Raw genomic sequence first — 16,446 nt, 5'->3', positions numbered from 1 at the left:
CTAACGCCCAGGAGGTCCGCAAATACTGTCCCGCCCGCGCGAGGCAGAGGGAGTTCGCAGCATAGGGGAACGATATCTCCAAGGCCGTGATCGCGGTCGGCGACGATGAGTTCGGGATGTCGAAATAGAAGATCGCGAAGCCAGCGCTCGTCATAAGCCGGCGCTGAGACGCTGGTGGGAGACTCTCCGACGCTCGGTGCATTGCGCACCAGAGGGTGTCGACGCAGCGGCGTGGCAATGTCTTGCAGGGATGATAGGAGCAATGCACTCATTCGGGTATGACGCTCTTTCTGAAAGGATGTGCCGGCTTCACACTGGACGCGGTCACCGCTGGTTCGGTGATGTTTCTGACGTGACTTGAAGTAAACTTCATGATGATGACCAATGCTGAAGCTGACTTCGTTGTCAACGAGAAATGCCGAAGTCACGCTTCAAGTATGAGCGACTCTTTAAAGCAGGCTATAGGTGCGCGAGTTCAGGCTGCGCGGCGCGGGGCGAAGCTGAGCCAGGAAGTGTTGGCTGACCGTGTTGGGCGCACCCCTGAGAGCATTTCCAATATCGAACGCGGCAAACAGCTACCCAGCATTGAGACGCTTGCCGAGTTAGCGCGCATCCTCAAGATGCCATTGATGGACTTTTTTGATGGTCTGGAAAAGACACGCCCGCTTTCGCGCGAGCGGGCGGAACTTGAGGCCGAGCTCCTCGAGACGGCGCGCCAACTGACACCTCGGCTTATCAAAGTTGCGGTGGAGCAGGTCAAGGCGCTGAGGCAGTTGGGCTGACGTTGACAACGGGCCTGGTGCCAGCGCCCGATGTTCTACACGGGATTTTGGGTAGCAAGGGTTGGGGGAATCTTTGGCGCGTGGCTGCGGTTGGCGTTGACACCCAATTTATCGGCGCTGTCGATGTCATTAGCGTCACGCGCAAGATCGTAAGGGCGACGCTGATCGCAATCATACTTTAGACTGCGGGCGGGCTCGTTGTCGTCCAAAGCCCGGCGCCCGCTAAGGGGAAGCCCTCCAGACGGGGGAGAACCCACCTCAACAAATATGTGTCATCTGCAGCTGCCGATAGAGAATGCAAGTCGGCATGCAAGCTCAGTCTATTTGCCCACGCTCCAGGCGGCATGGGGTCGACCGGCAGGCACTCAAAATTATCGATACATACATCGGCTACTTGGGCTTCTCCTCGGGCTTTTCATGGCCAACAGAATTGCCTCCAAGGTACGGCTCGATATCCGAAGCTTGACGATTCTATCCCACATCCACCTCATGTCCGCACCCTCAGCGCCTGCTCCAGCCTGTCGGCAATCTGTGTGACGATATAGGCAATCACCATATAGATCACGACGGCAATCACGAAGGCTTCGAGGTAGTAGTAGTTCAGCGCGGCGGTCAACTGGGACTGGGCGAAGATATCGACAACCTCGATGGCGAATCCGAGAGAAAGGGCCTTCATGATGACCATCATCGAAGTCGTCAGGTCAGGAATTGCCGTGAGGGCCACCTGGGGAAATAGGATACGTCGGAACAGTTGGCCGCCCGTATAGCCCAGCGAATGGGCTGCGTCCGACTGACCGGTGTCGAATGCATTCAGGGCTCCCTTGATAATCTCCGATTGGAACGCGGCGACACAGCCGGTAATCGCAACTACAAGGATGACCCAATTGGGGGTTTCGTGGGCGTTGAAGTTGATACCAAGCAATGAGAACAGGAACTGGAATGCGGGCGGCAGACCGAAATAGGCGAGGAAAATAACGATGACCATCGGAACGCCCTTGAAGACGATCTTGTAAGTCATGATGAGCTCTCGCAGCACCGGTACCCGTCTGTATTCGATAAGTGCGAATATGCTGCCGACTATCGTCGACAGGACGAAAATCATGAGCGCCATTCCAATCGTCACGGGTACGGCACTCAGAATTTCCTGCGTGTCCTGGAGCAAAATATCGGTATCAAACATGGTTGAATACCCTTACGTCAGACGCTCGCGAGGAGCTGGTTCTTGATCGGGGTTGTTGGCGTCGCCTCAGGCGCTTGCATCGGTGATCGAAGCTCGAAGAAGCGCACGATGAGCCATGCGACCAGGCACATCAGCGAATAGATGACCGCCAGGACGAGATAGGTTTCGAACTGGAATTGGTTGTAGTCTCGCTCCATGATCAGATGCGCAGTCGCCATGATGTCGGCCGCCCCGATGTACATGACCAGCGCAACGTTATGGATCAGGTAGATGACGGAGTTCCCATAGCCCGGCAAAGCGAAGTGCACCGCTTGCGGGCCGACGACGCGAGTAATTTTCTGTCGGAACGTATATCCAAGGCTGTCGGCCGCATCGTGCTGGCCGCGATCGACGGCCAGGTATGCAGGCCGCATGACTTCCGACAGATAGCCGCCGTGGTAGAGGCTCAACCCCACCATGGCAGCCATCGTCGCCGAAATAAAATCTTTGGCGCCGAACAGGATCACCAACAGCGGAAGCCCATAAAACGCGACGAACAACTGCAGTACGACAGGAACGCTCCGGGCATAGGACACGTAGAGGTCCACCAGGTGACTGATGACTGGCACCCTGCGGACCCGGAGGGTTGTCGCGATGAGAGCCAGGCAGAACCCGGAAATGAGGGCTGTAAACGTGATGGCGAGCGTCAGCGGCAGTGCCGAGAGCAACTCGGGAATCATAGCAGATACATCCACTTTGAACGCTCCTTCTTGCAATTCAGCCTTGCCGCTGACTAGCGAATATGGTCGCCGACGGCCGTGCTATTTCATGTACTGGACGATGCCCTCGCCGAACCACTTCTGCGAGAGCTTTTCGATCGTGCCGTCGTCTTTCAATTCCTTGAGAACCTTGTTCACATCGTCGGCCAGAACCTTGTTCTCGTCAGATCGGTGGATCAGCATGTAGGTGTTGTTGCTGAACACTGGCTCGGACGCCACGATATCGAGTTTCTTTTGCTCGATGACGGTCTGCTCACCGAGATTCGACGGCAGGACGAGAGCGTCGAACTTGCCGTTCTGAACTTCGTCCAGCCGGTTCGGGTAGGGGATACCGGCACTCGATGCCGTGACATCGAGCTTGTATTCCGGGTTTTCTTTCTGCCAATTCATGATGAACTTGTAGGTTCCACCGCCGGCCGTGGTCGGAACGATCCTCTTGCCGACCAGGTCTTTCATTTCCTTAATGCCGCTGTCTTTCTTGCTGTAAATCTTCATCAGGCTGGCGCCCATGGGATTTTCCGGAATGAGGAACTGCTTGGAGCGTTCGGGCGACTTGTAGTAGCCACCGACCGCGATGTCGTACTTGCCCGTGGCGAGGCCGGTTTCCTGGGCAATGTCGGAGACGCCTTCCATTTCGAACTTATACTGCGGCAGCTTTGCGTTGATCGCCTTCAGAAGATCGGGCTCATAGCCTTGCGGCTCGACGCCGATCGCGCCCCATGCCAGCGGCTTGGATTCGGCAGAGGTGGCGATCTTGATCGTCCGAACGGTCTGGCCATGGCTGATCCCCGCTGTTGCAAGGGCAATTGCGATGCCGCCAGCGATGGCCAGGGCATAGCGGCGAGAAAAACTGGATGTGATTGCAGACATTTCTTAGGTTCCCTTCTTGTTGAGCTATTGAAAAGCGAGTTCCGACTGCAGGAATTGGGCAAGTCGCGGGCTGGAAGGTGCATCGAAGATTTCAGCCGGGCTGCCATCGGCGGCAACCACGCCACGATCCATGAAGACAATCCGGTTGGAGATGTTCTTTGCGAATTGCATCTCGTGGGTCACAAGCAGCGAAGTGATCCCTGACGAGGTGACATCCTTGATCACCTTTAGAACTTCACCGACGAGCTCGGGATCCAGCGATGACGTAGGCTCATCGAAGAGTATCACGTCGGGGCGAACCGCCAGGGCGCGCGCGATGCCGGTGCGCTGGAGCTGGCCGCCCGACAGTTGGGAGGGATAGCTATCTCGCTTCGGGGTGAGGCCGACCCGCTCGAGCTCCCGCAAGGCGATCTCCCGCGCCTCATCTGCGGACTTGCGCTGCACGATCACCAGGGGATCCATCACGTTCTGCAGGACCGTCATGTTCTTGAAGACGTTGAATTGCTGAAAGACCATCGCCGTTCGCAACCGGATCGCCTGGACAGCGGTCTTGTCGGCACGCTGGTAATCCATCCGAATCTGATCGAACGCGATGGTTCCTGAGGACGGCTTGGCAAGGTAGTTGATGCATTTCAGCAACGTGGTCTTGCCGGTGCCGCTGGGGCCGATGATCGACACCACGTCACCCCGCTTTACCGAGAGATTGACGCCGTTCAGAACCTGCGTGCTTCCGTAGGACAGCTTTATATCTTTGAGTTCAAGCATTCTGGTTGGTGCCCTTCACAGTGTGGGACGGAGTGCCTTGACCGCATGCGACATCATCACCCGCTCTCCGCATGGCCGAGAACGTGCATCAGCCGGTTTGCCCAGCCGAAGATCGATATGGCGTGGATCAGATCGATGATCTCGCGGTCATCCATGCCAACTGATCGAAGCGCGGCGATGTCGTCTGCCGTCGCTTCCGACGGCGCCGCCGACAGGCGGCGGGCAAAGCTGTAGATTGCCGCATCGCGTTGGCCGAGCGCTTCAGGTTTGTCGAGATAAAGTGCGGTGACCACTTGGTCGCTCTTGGTCAACTCCGCATGCCGGCGGGCGTGGACAACGGCACAGAATTTGCAGCCATTGACGATCGAGGCCCCCAATGCGCCAAGTTCGCGGTCGGGACGGGCGAGCCCGCCTTCGACATACATGATTGCGTTGAACAGAACCGTGCGGGCAAGATAGCTCTCTGGGTCATGCGCAAGGGTGCGCACATATTCCGAAACTTTCTTGGCCGAAGGCGTAACCTTCATCGCTTCAAGCTGTTCCGGCGTGGCTTCGGATAGCTTGACCGGCGCGATGTATGGCTGCCAGTTCAGCGGCTTCAGGCGCACCGAGGAAATCATGCCGACCTCATCAATCGCAAGCCGGTCGCTACCCGCGTCTGGAAGTTGACGAAGGCAATCAGTTCGGAGAGCGCGACGATCTGAGGATTGCTCAATCCGGCCTGGGCGAGCAGGGCGATGTCGCTCGCCTCGGCCTTTTTTGGCGTCACCGTGACCAGGTCGGCGTGCCGGGCGATAGTCGCCAATGGTTCTTCCAGAGCCGTCTCGCCCTGGGCTACAGCCAGAAGCTGCTCTGTAGGATCAAGCTGATCCAGCTGAACATCATATTCGGCCACCAGGACCGGATCGGCATTCAGGGCGGCCATGCGACGGGCAAGAGCAACACGCAAATTCGGCGCCAGCCCCTGATCGTTTGCCGGGTGCAGCACCGAGAGGCGACATTCCTCGGCCCCTCGCACGAATTCGGGCCGAAACCGCCGTGCAGCGAAAAGGGCATCGTCCGGTGAAAGACCCGCTGCCTTGTCCATTGCGTCAATCACAGCGCGGCCTCCTTGTGCAACAAGGGTGTTGAATCGACCCACTCGTCGCCCAGAAGTTCGGGCGTGTCGTAGGCGATCAGATTGGCGAAGTGGGTTTCGACATCCTCGGCAAACAGCGATGCGGCAATGCCGCGCACAAGACGGTCGGCACCGGCGCTGACGGCCGGGATGTCGCCGGAGACCTTGCCGTGCGTTAGCATGGCGGCGTCGTTGAAGCAGTGGATATGTGCAAGCATCGGGCAGGAGCCGGGGACGCGTTCGCGAAACTCGAAGGCAGGACCGAGATCCGGCGCGTCCGACATGCCTGCACGACCCGGCCCCATATCCGGCCTATATCGGCCATCCGACCAGGTGCGGATATGTGGGGCGATCGCCGCGAATTCCGGGCGGCCGTTGAAGTCATTTGAAAAACCGGTTGCCGCGATCAGGAAGTCGTAGCGCATCAGCCCTTGTGTGGTTTCGATCAGCAGGCCCTCCGGATCTTCCCTTACCGCAACGATGCCGCAGTCGAGAAAGAACCGGGCATTCGCGTGGCGAGACACGCGAAGCGTGGATGAACGCGGCGGCGGCGTCTGGGTGGAGGCGGTGTAGTCGAAGAACTTCCACTTCCAGGCATCGGGCAATTCATGCATGCCGAGTACGACACCCGGGCTGCCGATGCCGGTCAGCTTGTTGATGCGCGGCATCTCCTTGCGCCGGATCAACATGTCGACAGAACCGGCGCCCGCCTCGAGTGCGGTCGCAGCATTGTCCATGGAAGAGGCACCGGCGCCGATAACTGCCACACGCTTGCCTTTCAGCGCATCGAAATCGATGTCGTCGGCAGAATGGGCCCAATAGGCGCGATCGATCCCGTTGAGGAAATCGGGTACGGCAATACCGCCCAGACCGGAGCGACCGGTGGCCAGAACCAGACGACGGGTGAGAACCCGGCCGGATTCCGCGCCTTCGATATCGATCGCAATCAGATCACCAACGGGTTCGACGGCGGTCATGCGCACGCTGTTGCGCAATGGCAGAGCCAGGACCTTGCGGTACCAGACCAGGTAATCCATCCACTGGCCCTTGGGGATTTTGTCCAGCGACCGCCAGGCCTCAACGCCCCATTGCGCCGTGAACCAGGCGCGGAACGTCAATTGCGGCAGGCCGAGCGACGGACCGTGCAGGGTTTTCGGCGACCGGAGCGTTTGCATGCGGGCAAACGTTACCCACGGCCCTTCGAGCCCTGCCGGAGCCGCGTCATAGGCGACGACATTGGTTATCCCCGTCAGCACCAGCTTTGCCGTGGCAGCAAGTCCACACATGCCGGCGCCGATCACCACGACGTCACGGACAGGGACACCATCGTGCGAACGTGCCGGGACCCATGGCCTGGCAGGCAGTTCGAGGAAGTCGAGATCCTGCGCCAGCTGTGCCTCGAGCGCGGCAAGACTTGTCAAAATTGGCGCGGTGGGGGAATGCTTCATATCCCCGTTCCGTGATTTGTGGCGGATGCAGGATCGGTCACCAGTTGGCCGGCCAAGGCCGGATCGAGTTTCTTGAAGCCGACTATCGATCGTTCAGCCACCGCTTCGACCGCCTCCATCAACGCCTGTGCGACTGGACGAAGGGGACGTTTTTCGGCAGCCACAACCCCCCAATAAAAGAGAACGGTCGCGTCAATCGGGCGGATGGCGACCCCTGGCAAGGCCACGCCATAGGCGGTGAGGGGATCAATGACAGCGGCAACGCCGGTCCGGCGCACAAGCTGCAACGCGCCATAGGCAGTATTCGTCCGGATCACTGGCCCGGTGTCGATACCCCTGGCGGCCAATGCCTTGGAGACGTGCAGTTGGAAACGCAGCGGGTTGAGCAAGGTAGCGACGCGACGGCCGGCAAAGGCCGAAAGCGGTATGACGTCGAGTTCTGCCAGCGGATCGTCCTCCCGCACAGCAGCAACATCGGGCGCCGAATAGAGCCGCAGGACATCCAGGCCGGGTGTATCGAGCGGCAGGCTTGAAAAGCCGATCTCGGCACGACCGCTGCGCACTTCCTGGGCCACGATGGAGGGAAGAAACTGTCCGAGATGTGTCTCGTGCGGAAGCTCGATACCCTTGAGCTCGGCCATGGCCGTCGGGATCAGGCCAGTGCCGATCGCGGAGGTTGTGACAATCTGCAGGATCCGACCCCGGCCGGCGGCGATCATCTTGGCCCGCGCCGCGAGTTCGGTGAAGGACATCAGCAGTCGCCGCGCTTCTTCTTCAAATGCGACACCCTCTTCAGATAGCTGCACCCGTCGACCGACCCGGTGCAGCAATTCGAAGCCAAGTTCGCCCTCAAGATCCTGAATGGTGCGTGTCACCGCAGGTTGGGAACGCCCGAGCATGTCAGCCGCCTTGGTAATGCTGCCGCTGGCAGCCACCGCAAGGAAGGTCTGAAGGTCCCGAGTTTCCATATTCTCCCTACATGTGAAATACGTATGATTGACATCGTCTCATTCATTTTTGATATATGTCAAGCGGAAACTAATGTTCTCAGCGGCGCTTGCCGGCTCAGAGCCGGAGCCCTTGATCGAAACGGCTGGGGGCAACCGAGGTGACTCCAATTCGAAACCTCGTGATGAAAAAACTTGTAGGCCGGGACTACAAGGATTCTCGAACCATAAAGCCTGCAACAGGAGGAATGTTATGCGCGTGAGTATTCTGGGCGCCGGAGCAATTGCCTATGGCCTTGCGGCCTATTTGGCACAATCGGGACACTCGCCAACACTTTGGTCACCGTCGGGACACCGCACCAGAACGTTGGCTACTGGCGAATTGTTGAAGGCGACGGGGGATATCGAGGCGACGGTGCCGGTGCGCATTGCCAAGGATTGCAGAGATGCTATCGAGCACGCGGACGTGGTGGTGATCGCGCTTCCGGCTTACGGCCACAAGATGGTGATGGACGCCGCCGTCCCTCATCTGGCAGATGGAATTCCGGTCATCATCAGTTCGCATAGTTCGTTCGGGGCTCTGTATCTCTGGAAGCGGTTGGCCGAGCGCAAGGTCAGGTTGCCGATCGTCGTTTGGGGCACAACGCTACTGACTGGCCGCCAGCTCGGATCAACCGAAGTCAATGTCACTTCCATTCGCCAGAAGCTTGATGTTGCGACGCTGCCTTTCGATGCGCTCGACCAAGGGTACGAGCTTTGCACGGCCTTGTTCGGCAATCGTTTCGTCAAGCGGGATGGTCTGCTGGCGATTGCGCTCAGCAACCTCAATCCGCAGAACCATCTGGGAATTGCCCTTCTCAATCTCACACGCATGGAAAAGGCCGAGCAGTGGAGCCAAGGGGGAAATGTCACTCCTGCCGTTGGTCGCTTGATCGAGGCTCTGGATGCCGAACGGTTGGCCATCGCTGCCCATTTCGGTATCGCGGTTCGTACGGTCCAGGAACATTTTTCATTGTCGTTTCATGTGCCCATGAGCACTGTTTCGGACATGAACCAGGAGATGGATCGTCTAGGCCGCGGCGGGTTTGGCCCGACAACCATCCAGAGCCGCTATATTCTCGAGGATGTTCCGTTCGGCCTGCTACCGACTGCCGTTCTGGGGAAGATCAGCGGAAATCCGGCGACACTCCATGAATCCGGAATTTCCATCTTGTCGGCGGCTTATGGCCGGGATCTCAAGGGAGATAATGATATTCTTCCTGCGCTCGGCATCGAGGAAATGACAAAGGCGGATCTTGAAACCCTTTGCCGCAAAGGGTTATAACAGCTTCCAGTGCGCTGTAGCCCAGCTGCAGTGAATATTCTCCCAGCCCGGCATCGGCAGGGTCCTTGGCCGCAGGCAGCGTCTCTGCACGATCAGGAAGGATGATTGAAGCGACGAGCGCGTTGCGCGATCAGGGCGCTATCCATCGGTGTTGGGTGGCATAGGCCTCATTGCCAACCATTGCTCATGCGACATCGTTGGCAGGTCAAACTGGTGGCGGGTGGTCGAATAACCGTGTCCACCCATTCTGCCGACGGCGTCTAGCGCGAGTTGATCGATATAGAAACGCTCCTGGTCAACAAGATCCTCACGAATGTGCATCCGCATAACTTGACCAAGGACAATCTCGCGCGACTTACCCAGGCCAAGCGTCAAATGTCGGCGGCATTCGAAGGCTATAGGCGCTTCGAAAATGTAGGGGCATTGGACCGTCTCACCGGGCACAGGCGTCAGTCCGGCCTCGGCCAGTTCGTCAATGTGGGAAGGAAATGGGACGGCACAGACGTTCATGGCGTCAACCAGCGCATGGTCCACGATGTTGACTGTGAATTCCTCAGTCAGTCGGATGTTGAGCGTCGTATCTTTGAAGGACATGTCATTATGGTTCTCCACACCCAGGGCTAGGATTGGAGGATCGGCCGAGAGGCAATTGAAGAAGCTGTAGGGCGCAGCATTGACAGTCCCGTCGGGGTGTCGTGTGGTCACCAGAGCGATTGGCCGAGGCACCACTGCCCCGATCAGCAGCTTGTAGCGTTCGCGTGCCGAGATGCGGGCGAAGTCGATGCTCACGCGGCTCCGCTGCCCCACCGGCTCGGGCTGGGGGTTGAGCATTATATCCTCCTGAATTTTGCCAAGCTGCTTGAGAGTTGGTCACCCTGCCTGAGCGTATGTACTCAGGATGGAGCGAACGTCGGGCTCAGTTTGATCGCTGATTTGCGCCCGAGCCTCGAGTGCCTCGAGATGGTGTTCCATCGCATGCATGGCGCGCTCGGGATTGTGTTGGCGCAGCGCCTGAATGATTTCGACGTGTTCGTCGACGCCGCACTGATCGGAGTGCGGACGGCTGTACAAGGCTAGGATCAGCGAACAGCGCGATACAATCTCGCTGACATAACGGGTCAGCGGCTTCGATCCCGTGAGTTCGGCCAGCAGAATGTGGAATTCGCCCGCCAGCCGTATCGATAATGGTCCGCTCGTGTTTACTGCGTCCCTTTCAAGTTTGACGTGGCCCTCAAGTGCCGCAAATTGAGCGGGTGTGATCTTTCGCGAAAGCCGGTCCACTACCTCGCGCTCCAGGCAGCGTCGTAGGGAAAATATATCTAACGCTTCCTCGAGCGTCGGTTCGGCGACGCAGGCTCCGCGATTATTCCTCACCTCCACCAGGCCTTCGGCACTCAGTCGGACAAGCGCGTTTCGTACGCTGGTCCGGCTAACGCCGAACTGCTCGCCGATGGCGTCTTCGGGCAATTTCATACCGGGGCGAAGCGCCTGCTCAATGATGGCGCGACGCAGCGACAAGTAGACGTTTTCGGCTCGACTCGATTTGGTCATCGCATCCCCCTAAGCTCCCGCAACTTATCGATCAAGATATATTTTTGTCAATATGGGATACGATTTATCTTGAAATAGGTATACAATTATGCGGTAGTTACGTACACGACCTGCAGGCGGCCGTCGCCGTGCCGCAGACGATAGGCTGCCTCTGGGAGGAGCGCACCGCATGACAACCAATTTGTTGATTAGAAATGTGCGCCCGATGGCTGGCTCCAATGTGGATATTCTTATTGAGAATGGCCGCATTACCCGCGTCGAGCCGGAGCTTTCACCTTTGGGCGGGCTGGTGGAGGACGGCGGAGGTCGCATCGTCGTTCCGGGCTTGGTCGAAGCGCACACCCACCTCGACAAATCGATGATCGGAATGGCGTGGTATCGCAATGAAGTCGGCCCTCGCTTGATAGACAAGATCGAGACCGAGCGTGAAGCCAAGATCCGCTTGGGTATCGATCCGGTCCGCCAGTCGCGTCGACAGGCGCTTGCCTCAGTGGCGCAAGGCACCACCCATATCCGTAGCCACGTCGATATCGACACCGTGCACGGCCTTGCCGGTGTAGAGGGCGTCATGCGCACTCGTGACGAGCTACGAGACCTCGTCGATATTGAGATCGTCGCCTTTCCTCAAGGCGGTATGATGATCCGGCCTGGCACTGTCGAACTTATGCGACGGGCGTTGGAAATGGGCGCCGAGGTGGTCGGCGGGCTGGACCCTGCTGGGGTTGATCGCGATCCCAAAGGGCACCTCGATGCAATTTTCGACCTCGCTCAACGCTTTGGCCGGCCCATAGATATACATTTGCACGAAGCGGGAGAGCTTGGCGCCTTTTCGCTCGAACTCATCATCGAACGCACCCGTGCACTCGGCATGCAGGGAAGGGTGGCAGTCAGCCATGCCTTCTGTCTCGGCATGCACGATGCCGATTATGTCGGCCGACTAATCGACGAGTTGGCGGAGCTTTCGATCCATATTCTTACCACCGGGCCGGCATCGCAGCCGTCGCCTCCGGTCGCCAAATTGCGATCTGCTGGAGTGGTCGTCGGCGCCGGAAATGACGGCATCCGTGACATCTGGGGACCTTACGGCAGTGGTGACATGCTGGAACGCGCGATGTTTGTCGGCTTGCGCAACAATTTTCGCCGCGACGATGAACTCGAATGGGCCCTCGACGTCTGCACGCGCGGCGGTGCCGGAGTTCTTGCGCTGGAAAGGTACGGCCTGATGCCCGGCTGCTGGGGGGACATGGTTTTGGTGGAAGGCGAGACACTCGCCGATGCCGTCGTGTCCCACCGGCCGCGCGCGTTGGTCGTCAAGCGCGGCAAGGTCGTCGCGCGAGGCGGGGTTGCGGTGCAGACCTCACCTGCGCAAATGAGCACAAAAACTTATTAGAAGGGATACGATGTCTAAATTAAATTGTATACAATAATGTGATATGTCTATACAAAAAAGGCCCCAGTGCCTTTCGAGGCAACCTAGGCCCCAGGGAACAATAAGCAACGAGAGGAGCAATCATGTCATTCAACAGGCGTACATTTCTGCAGATCGGATCAGGGGCGTTAGGACTCGCAATAACCGATGCTACCTTCACCAAATTTGCCTTTGCCGAGGGGGCGGCGGGCACATTGCGAGTGGCGATCGCCAAACCCGCGGGCAATCTTGATCCGCAGAGCCACTACGCGATCTGGGCCATTCAGGACCTGATGTTCGAGCCGCTGGTGCGGTACGGCAAGGGCGGCCAGATCGAGCCTTGCCTTGCGACCGACTGGAAGATCGAAGAGGGGGGCAAGACGTTGCATCTTACGTTGCGCCAGGGGGTAACGTTCCAGGACGGCGCAGTGTTCGATGCAGCTAGCTGCAAGTGGAATCTGGAGCGTTGGCTAGGACTCGATCAGTTCAGCTGGATGAACTGCTCCAAGTATTTTCAATCGTTGGAAGTGATCGATGAGCACCAGATAGCCGTTCATTTCAAAGAACCGCCGCTGGCGCTCATGCAGGAGCTTTCCTACACACGGCCGCCGAGGTTCCTTAGCCCCAAATCGGTCGATGCGAATGGCAAATTTGTCGAACCCGTCGGCACCGGTCCTTGGCGTCAACTTAGCGCTGACGATACACAAAGTGTTTTCGAGCGCTACGACGGCTACTGGGGCGACAAGCCGACTTATCAGCGTCTCGAAGCCAAGGTCATCCCTGATCCGCGCGCGCGGGTTGCCGCCCTGCGCGCTGGCGAGATCGATCTCGTCGGCGGGTTTTGGATCGCGCCGCTTACCCCCGTTGAGGCAAAGCAGCTCGAGGCCGCAGGGCTCAACGTGGTCATCGATCCCGGCAACGTCACACTGGTGATGGCTTTCAATCCCGATCGCACCGAAGCGCTCAAGGATCCGCAAGTGCGCAAGGCCGTCAGCATAGGGATCGATCGCGCGGCGATTTCCCAGGCGCTCTACCAAGGCTTTGCCCGACCGGCGGGCAACCTGTTCTCCGATGCATTGCCATTTGCTGGCACCCAGCATGATGCCCCAGTTCGCGACGTTGCGGCCGCATCAGCGCTCCTGGAGAAGGCGGGTTGGACGGGTGGTCCCGTGCGTTCCAAGGACGGCACGCCACTGACGCTTGAGATTGTCGTCAGTCCCGACGCCGTTCCCGGCTCTCGCGTCGTGGCCGAAGTCATACAATCCGAGATGAAGGAAATCGGCATCAATTTGATCGTCCGCTCTGTCGACCACGCTTCTAAGCACACCGACATGCTCGAACGGAAATACGATCTCGGCTTCTTCCTGACCTACGGGGCTCCTTACGATCCGTTCGGCACGGTGGTGGCCTTGTGCCTCTCGACCTTCAAAAACGATGTCGAGGGCAAGCTGTTCACCGATCCGGCCAACCTGGACCCGCTGATCAACGCTGCGACAGCGGCAACCGGGGATCAGATCGCGCCATCGATCCAAAAGGTTTACGACTGGCTGCGTGACAACGACGCGATAGCGCCGTTGGTTTACGTTCCCAGCATCTGGGCGCACTCCAAGCGGGTCCAGGGCTTCACCAGCCCGGTCACCGAATACGATATGCCATACGAAAATATCGTGCTGGCCGAGTAGAGGGAGGGCGCGTTGATCCACTTCATCAGCAAGAGGCTGAGGCACTCCCTCGTACTGCTGTTCATGGCGTCTCTGGTTTGCTTTACCCTGGTTGTTTCGGCTCCGGGAAATGTCGCTGTTCTCATCGCTGAACTCAGAGGAGCAGTTGCAACCCCGGGTTACGTCGAAAAGGTTGCCGAAGAGATCGGACTGCATAAGCCCCTGCTGATGCGCTACGCGGGTTGGCTCGGCGATGCAGTCCGAGGAGATTTTGGCATCTCCTACAGAACGGGCCAGGAAGTCAGTGCGGACTTGCCAAAGCGCATGTTGGTCACCGGTACCCTGATCGTTGGCAGCGCCGTGGTTGCGACCCTGCTCGGCCTGGCTCTCGGATTCCTGGGTGCCTTCTGGCCCTACAGACTGCCGGACCGCGTTTCGCGCGGTTTGGCTCTTCTCGGCGCATCGACACCGACATTCTTCGTCGGGGCGCTGATGATCTATGGTTTCTCTGTCACCTTTCAGCTCTTTCCATCCTTCGGCTTCGGCGGTCCGGAAAGTTGGGTGCTGCCATGGGTCACTGTCGCGGTGCTGCCCGCCGCCGTGCTCAGCCGTGTCGTTCGTGTGGGACTGGAAGAGGCCATGGCCAGCCCCTTCGTGTTGACGGCCAAAAGCAAAGGTCTGGGACGGACCGCCATCCTGTTCCGGGACGCGCTGCCAAACATCATACCTGTGTTCATCAACGCACTGGGAACCCAGGTCGGCCTGATGACCGCAACTGCTATCATCGTTGAACCGCTGTTCGCCTGGCAGGGCGTGGGCGACTACTTTCTCCAAGGCGTGAAGTTCCGGGACTTCATGGTCGTGCAGGCCTGCCTGTTGATCTTCCTCGCCTTCTTCATCGTGGTGAATCTGATCGTCGATCTCGCAGTTCTGATGACCGATCCACGTGTCCGGCGCCAATGGAGCTGACCATGAATAGATTAAAGCCTGCATTCGCCCGGTTGAACAAGTTGCCCCGCGTGGCCTTGATCGTGATCGGCCTCTTCCTCGCCCTGGGCAGCTTCGCGCCATGGCTCGCTCCACAAGATCCCAGCGCACAGAACTTACTGGAGACCGGCCTGGGACCAACTGCCGCACATTGGCTCGGCACCGACCATCTCGGGCGCGATACGCTCAGCCGCCTGATCATTGCGGCGAATACGTCGTTGGTCAGCGTTGGCTCGGTCCTCATCATTGCAATGACGGTCGGTGTCGCCATGGGGACCATCGCTGGCTACCACCGCGGTTGGGTAGACGACCTGCTGATGCGCATCGTCGACGTCGGACTGTCCATCCCAAGCCTGATCACTGCCCTTGCCGTGATCGGGATCGTCGGGCCGGGCTACTGGACCATGGTACTGGCTCTGTCATTGGCATGGTGGCCGATGAGCGGTCGTATCAGCCGGGCCGTGGCGGTCAGCATCATGAGCAAGCCGCATATCGAAGCCCTGCGTGTGCTGGGCGCCAGCCCATGGCGCATTTACTTCGGCCATTTGCTCCCCGGCACCATCGGCGCGGTCATGGTCTATGCGACGGCGGATGCCGGGACAGCCGCTTTGGCTGTCGCAACACTCAGCTTCCTTGGTCTGGGCATTCAGCCGCCCACGCCGGAATGGGGACAGATGCTTGTTGATGCTTTGCCGTATCTCGAGTCGGATCCGCGACAGGTTATCCTGCCCGGCCTGGCCCTGACCGCTGCGGTGATCGGCTTCAACATCCTCGGCGAATCCATAGCACTTAATCGCATTCCCAAGCCGCTTTCGAGGCGGACGCTTGCCTTGCGCAGAATTGAGGTCGCCGGCTGGGCCAAGGAGAATTCGGATGCATGACGAACCCCTTTTGAACGTCAGCAATCTGACGGTCGATCTCCTGACCGCGAAGGCCGCGGTACGCCCCGTCGATGGCGTCAGCTACACCGTCCGGCAAGGAGAATGCCTTGCCATCGTCGGGGAAAGCGGCAGCGGCAAGACTGTAATGAACTTCGCGCCGCTCGGTCTGATGCCGACCGGCGTGACGACGAACTTGTCGGGATCGGTGCGCTTCGATGGGCGTGAATTGATCGGCCTGCCGGAATCCGAGATCCGTAAGGTACGAGGCAAGTCGATCGGATTCATTTTCCAGGATCCGATGAGCGCGCTGAACCCCGTCCGCCGTGTTGGAAGGCAGATCGCCGAGATGGCGGAGCTCCATCTCAAGATGACCCCACGCGCTGCGGAGGAGCGGGCGTTGGAACTCATCAAGCTGGTCGGCATCTCGGATCCAGCAGCGCGACTTCGTCAATTCCCCCACGAACTGTCGGGTGGTCTCAGGCAACGCATCGTAATTGCCATTGCGCTGGCCGGCGAGCCAAAACTTCTGATCGCGGACGAGCCTACGACCGCTCTCGATGTGACGGTCCAGGCTCAAATCCTGCGCCTGCTCAAGGACCTGCAGCGGCGGCTCAACATGGCCATGGTGCTGATTACCCACGATATGGGGGTAGTCGCCGGAGCGGCCGACAACATCGTTGTCATGTATGCGGCTCGGGCCGCCGAACGAGGTCCCGTGGACAAGGTCCTCGTTACCCCACGCCATCCGTACACGAGAGGGCTGATCA

General features: G+C 58.9%; 17 protein-coding genes. 7 read left to right on the top strand and 10 right to left on the bottom strand.

Going from position 1 to position 16,446, the window contains the following annotated elements:
- The first annotated feature begins 371 nt into the window (after nt 1-371).
- Nucleotides 372-782, top strand: a complete 411-nt coding sequence (locus NKH95_RS29965) for a helix-turn-helix domain-containing protein (RefSeq protein ID WP_023809600.1) — start codon at nt 372-374, stop codon at nt 780-782.
- A 487-nt stretch (nt 783-1,269) separates the two neighbouring features.
- On the opposite strand, the gene NKH95_RS29960 is transcribed toward NKH95_RS29965, so the two are convergent.
- From NKH95_RS29960 to NKH95_RS29925, 8 genes are all read right to left on the bottom strand, one after another.
- Nucleotides 1,270-1,962, bottom strand: a complete 693-nt coding sequence (locus tag NKH95_RS29960; RefSeq protein ID WP_023809599.1) for an amino acid ABC transporter permease — start codon at nt 1,960-1,962, stop codon at nt 1,270-1,272.
- 17 nt (nt 1,963-1,979) lie between these two features.
- On the bottom strand, nt 1,980-2,696 hold the full coding sequence (locus NKH95_RS29955) for an amino acid ABC transporter permease (RefSeq protein ID WP_352442493.1): 717 nt from the start codon (nt 2,694-2,696) through the stop codon (nt 1,980-1,982).
- 66 nt (nt 2,697-2,762) lie between these two features.
- Entirely contained in the window at nt 2,763-3,590 is an 828-nt protein-coding gene (locus tag NKH95_RS29950; RefSeq protein WP_023809597.1) for a transporter substrate-binding domain-containing protein, read from the bottom strand.
- Between the two features lie 24 nt (nt 3,591-3,614).
- Complete coding sequence (locus NKH95_RS29945; RefSeq protein WP_023809596.1) at nt 3,615-4,355, bottom strand: amino acid ABC transporter ATP-binding protein; 741 nt, start codon at nt 4,353-4,355, stop codon at nt 3,615-3,617.
- 56 nt (nt 4,356-4,411) lie between these two features.
- Nucleotides 4,412-4,975 carry a peroxidase-related enzyme gene (locus NKH95_RS29940; RefSeq protein ID WP_023809595.1) on the bottom strand — a complete coding sequence of 188 codons (564 nt, stop codon included), beginning with the start codon at nt 4,973-4,975 and terminating at the stop codon, nt 4,412-4,414.
- Entirely contained in the window at nt 4,972-5,442 is a 471-nt protein-coding gene (locus tag NKH95_RS29935; RefSeq protein ID WP_206535270.1) for a CMD domain-containing protein, read from the bottom strand. Before NKH95_RS29935 ends, NKH95_RS29940 begins: the two co-directional genes overlap by 4 nt.
- Before the next feature lie 8 nt (nt 5,443-5,450).
- Nucleotides 5,451-6,920: an NAD(P)-binding domain-containing protein gene (locus tag NKH95_RS29930; protein WP_352442494.1), complete on the bottom strand. Its 1,470-nt coding sequence runs from the start codon at nt 6,918-6,920 to the stop codon at nt 5,451-5,453.
- Nucleotides 6,917-7,888: a LysR family transcriptional regulator gene (locus NKH95_RS29925; RefSeq protein ID WP_127291977.1), complete on the bottom strand. Its 972-nt coding sequence runs from the start codon at nt 7,886-7,888 to the stop codon at nt 6,917-6,919. Before NKH95_RS29925 ends, NKH95_RS29930 begins: the two co-directional genes overlap by 4 nt.
- Before the next feature lie 232 nt (nt 7,889-8,120).
- On the opposite strand from NKH95_RS29925, the gene NKH95_RS29920 reads away from it, so the two are divergent.
- Complete coding sequence (locus tag NKH95_RS29920; RefSeq protein WP_127291980.1) at nt 8,121-9,191, top strand: NAD/NADP octopine/nopaline dehydrogenase family protein; 1,071 nt, start codon at nt 8,121-8,123, stop codon at nt 9,189-9,191.
- Nucleotides 9,192-9,329: 138 nt separating this feature from the next.
- Here NKH95_RS29920 and NKH95_RS29915 read toward each other — a convergent pair whose 3' ends face one another.
- Both NKH95_RS29915 and NKH95_RS29910 read right to left on the bottom strand, forming a co-directional pair.
- Nucleotides 9,330-10,022 carry a flavin reductase family protein gene (locus NKH95_RS29915; RefSeq protein ID WP_127291983.1) on the bottom strand — a complete coding sequence of 231 codons (693 nt, stop codon included), beginning with the start codon at nt 10,020-10,022 and terminating at the stop codon, nt 9,330-9,332.
- Between the two features lie 39 nt (nt 10,023-10,061).
- Nucleotides 10,062-10,742: a GntR family transcriptional regulator gene (locus tag NKH95_RS29910; RefSeq protein WP_352442495.1), complete on the bottom strand. Its 681-nt coding sequence runs from the start codon at nt 10,740-10,742 to the stop codon at nt 10,062-10,064.
- A gap of 169 nt (nt 10,743-10,911) precedes the next feature.
- Here NKH95_RS29910 and NKH95_RS29905 point away from each other — a divergent pair, with 169 nt between their 5' ends.
- The 5 genes from NKH95_RS29905 to NKH95_RS29885 all read left to right on the top strand — a co-directional run.
- The gene (locus NKH95_RS29905) at nt 10,912-12,132 is read left to right on the top strand and encodes an amidohydrolase family protein (protein ID WP_352442496.1); all 1,221 of its coding nucleotides are present in this window, start codon (nt 10,912-10,914) and stop codon (nt 12,130-12,132) included.
- Nucleotides 12,133-12,254: 122 nt separating this feature from the next.
- Nucleotides 12,255-13,832: a nickel ABC transporter substrate-binding protein gene (locus tag NKH95_RS29900; RefSeq protein WP_127291988.1), complete on the top strand. Its 1,578-nt coding sequence runs from the start codon at nt 12,255-12,257 to the stop codon at nt 13,830-13,832.
- A 12-nt stretch (nt 13,833-13,844) separates the two neighbouring features.
- Nucleotides 13,845-14,780: an ABC transporter permease gene (locus NKH95_RS29895; RefSeq protein WP_023809586.1), complete on the top strand. Its 936-nt coding sequence runs from the start codon at nt 13,845-13,847 to the stop codon at nt 14,778-14,780.
- Entirely contained in the window at nt 14,771-15,679 is a 909-nt protein-coding gene (locus NKH95_RS29890; RefSeq protein ID WP_031212634.1) for an ABC transporter permease subunit, read from the top strand. The genes NKH95_RS29895 and NKH95_RS29890 overlap by 10 nt, the downstream gene beginning before the upstream one ends.
- Nucleotides 15,672-16,446, top strand: a 775-nt coding sequence (locus NKH95_RS29885; RefSeq protein WP_352799851.1) for an ABC transporter ATP-binding protein, incomplete at its 3' end; no start/stop codon positions are given. The genes NKH95_RS29890 and NKH95_RS29885, both read left to right, overlap by 8 nt.

It is taken from the genome of Mesorhizobium sp. M0848 (assembly GCF_040319805.1).
Taxonomy (GTDB): Bacteria; Pseudomonadota; Alphaproteobacteria; order Rhizobiales; family Rhizobiaceae; genus Mesorhizobium.
This window is presented reverse-complemented; position numbering and strand designations above follow the sequence as displayed.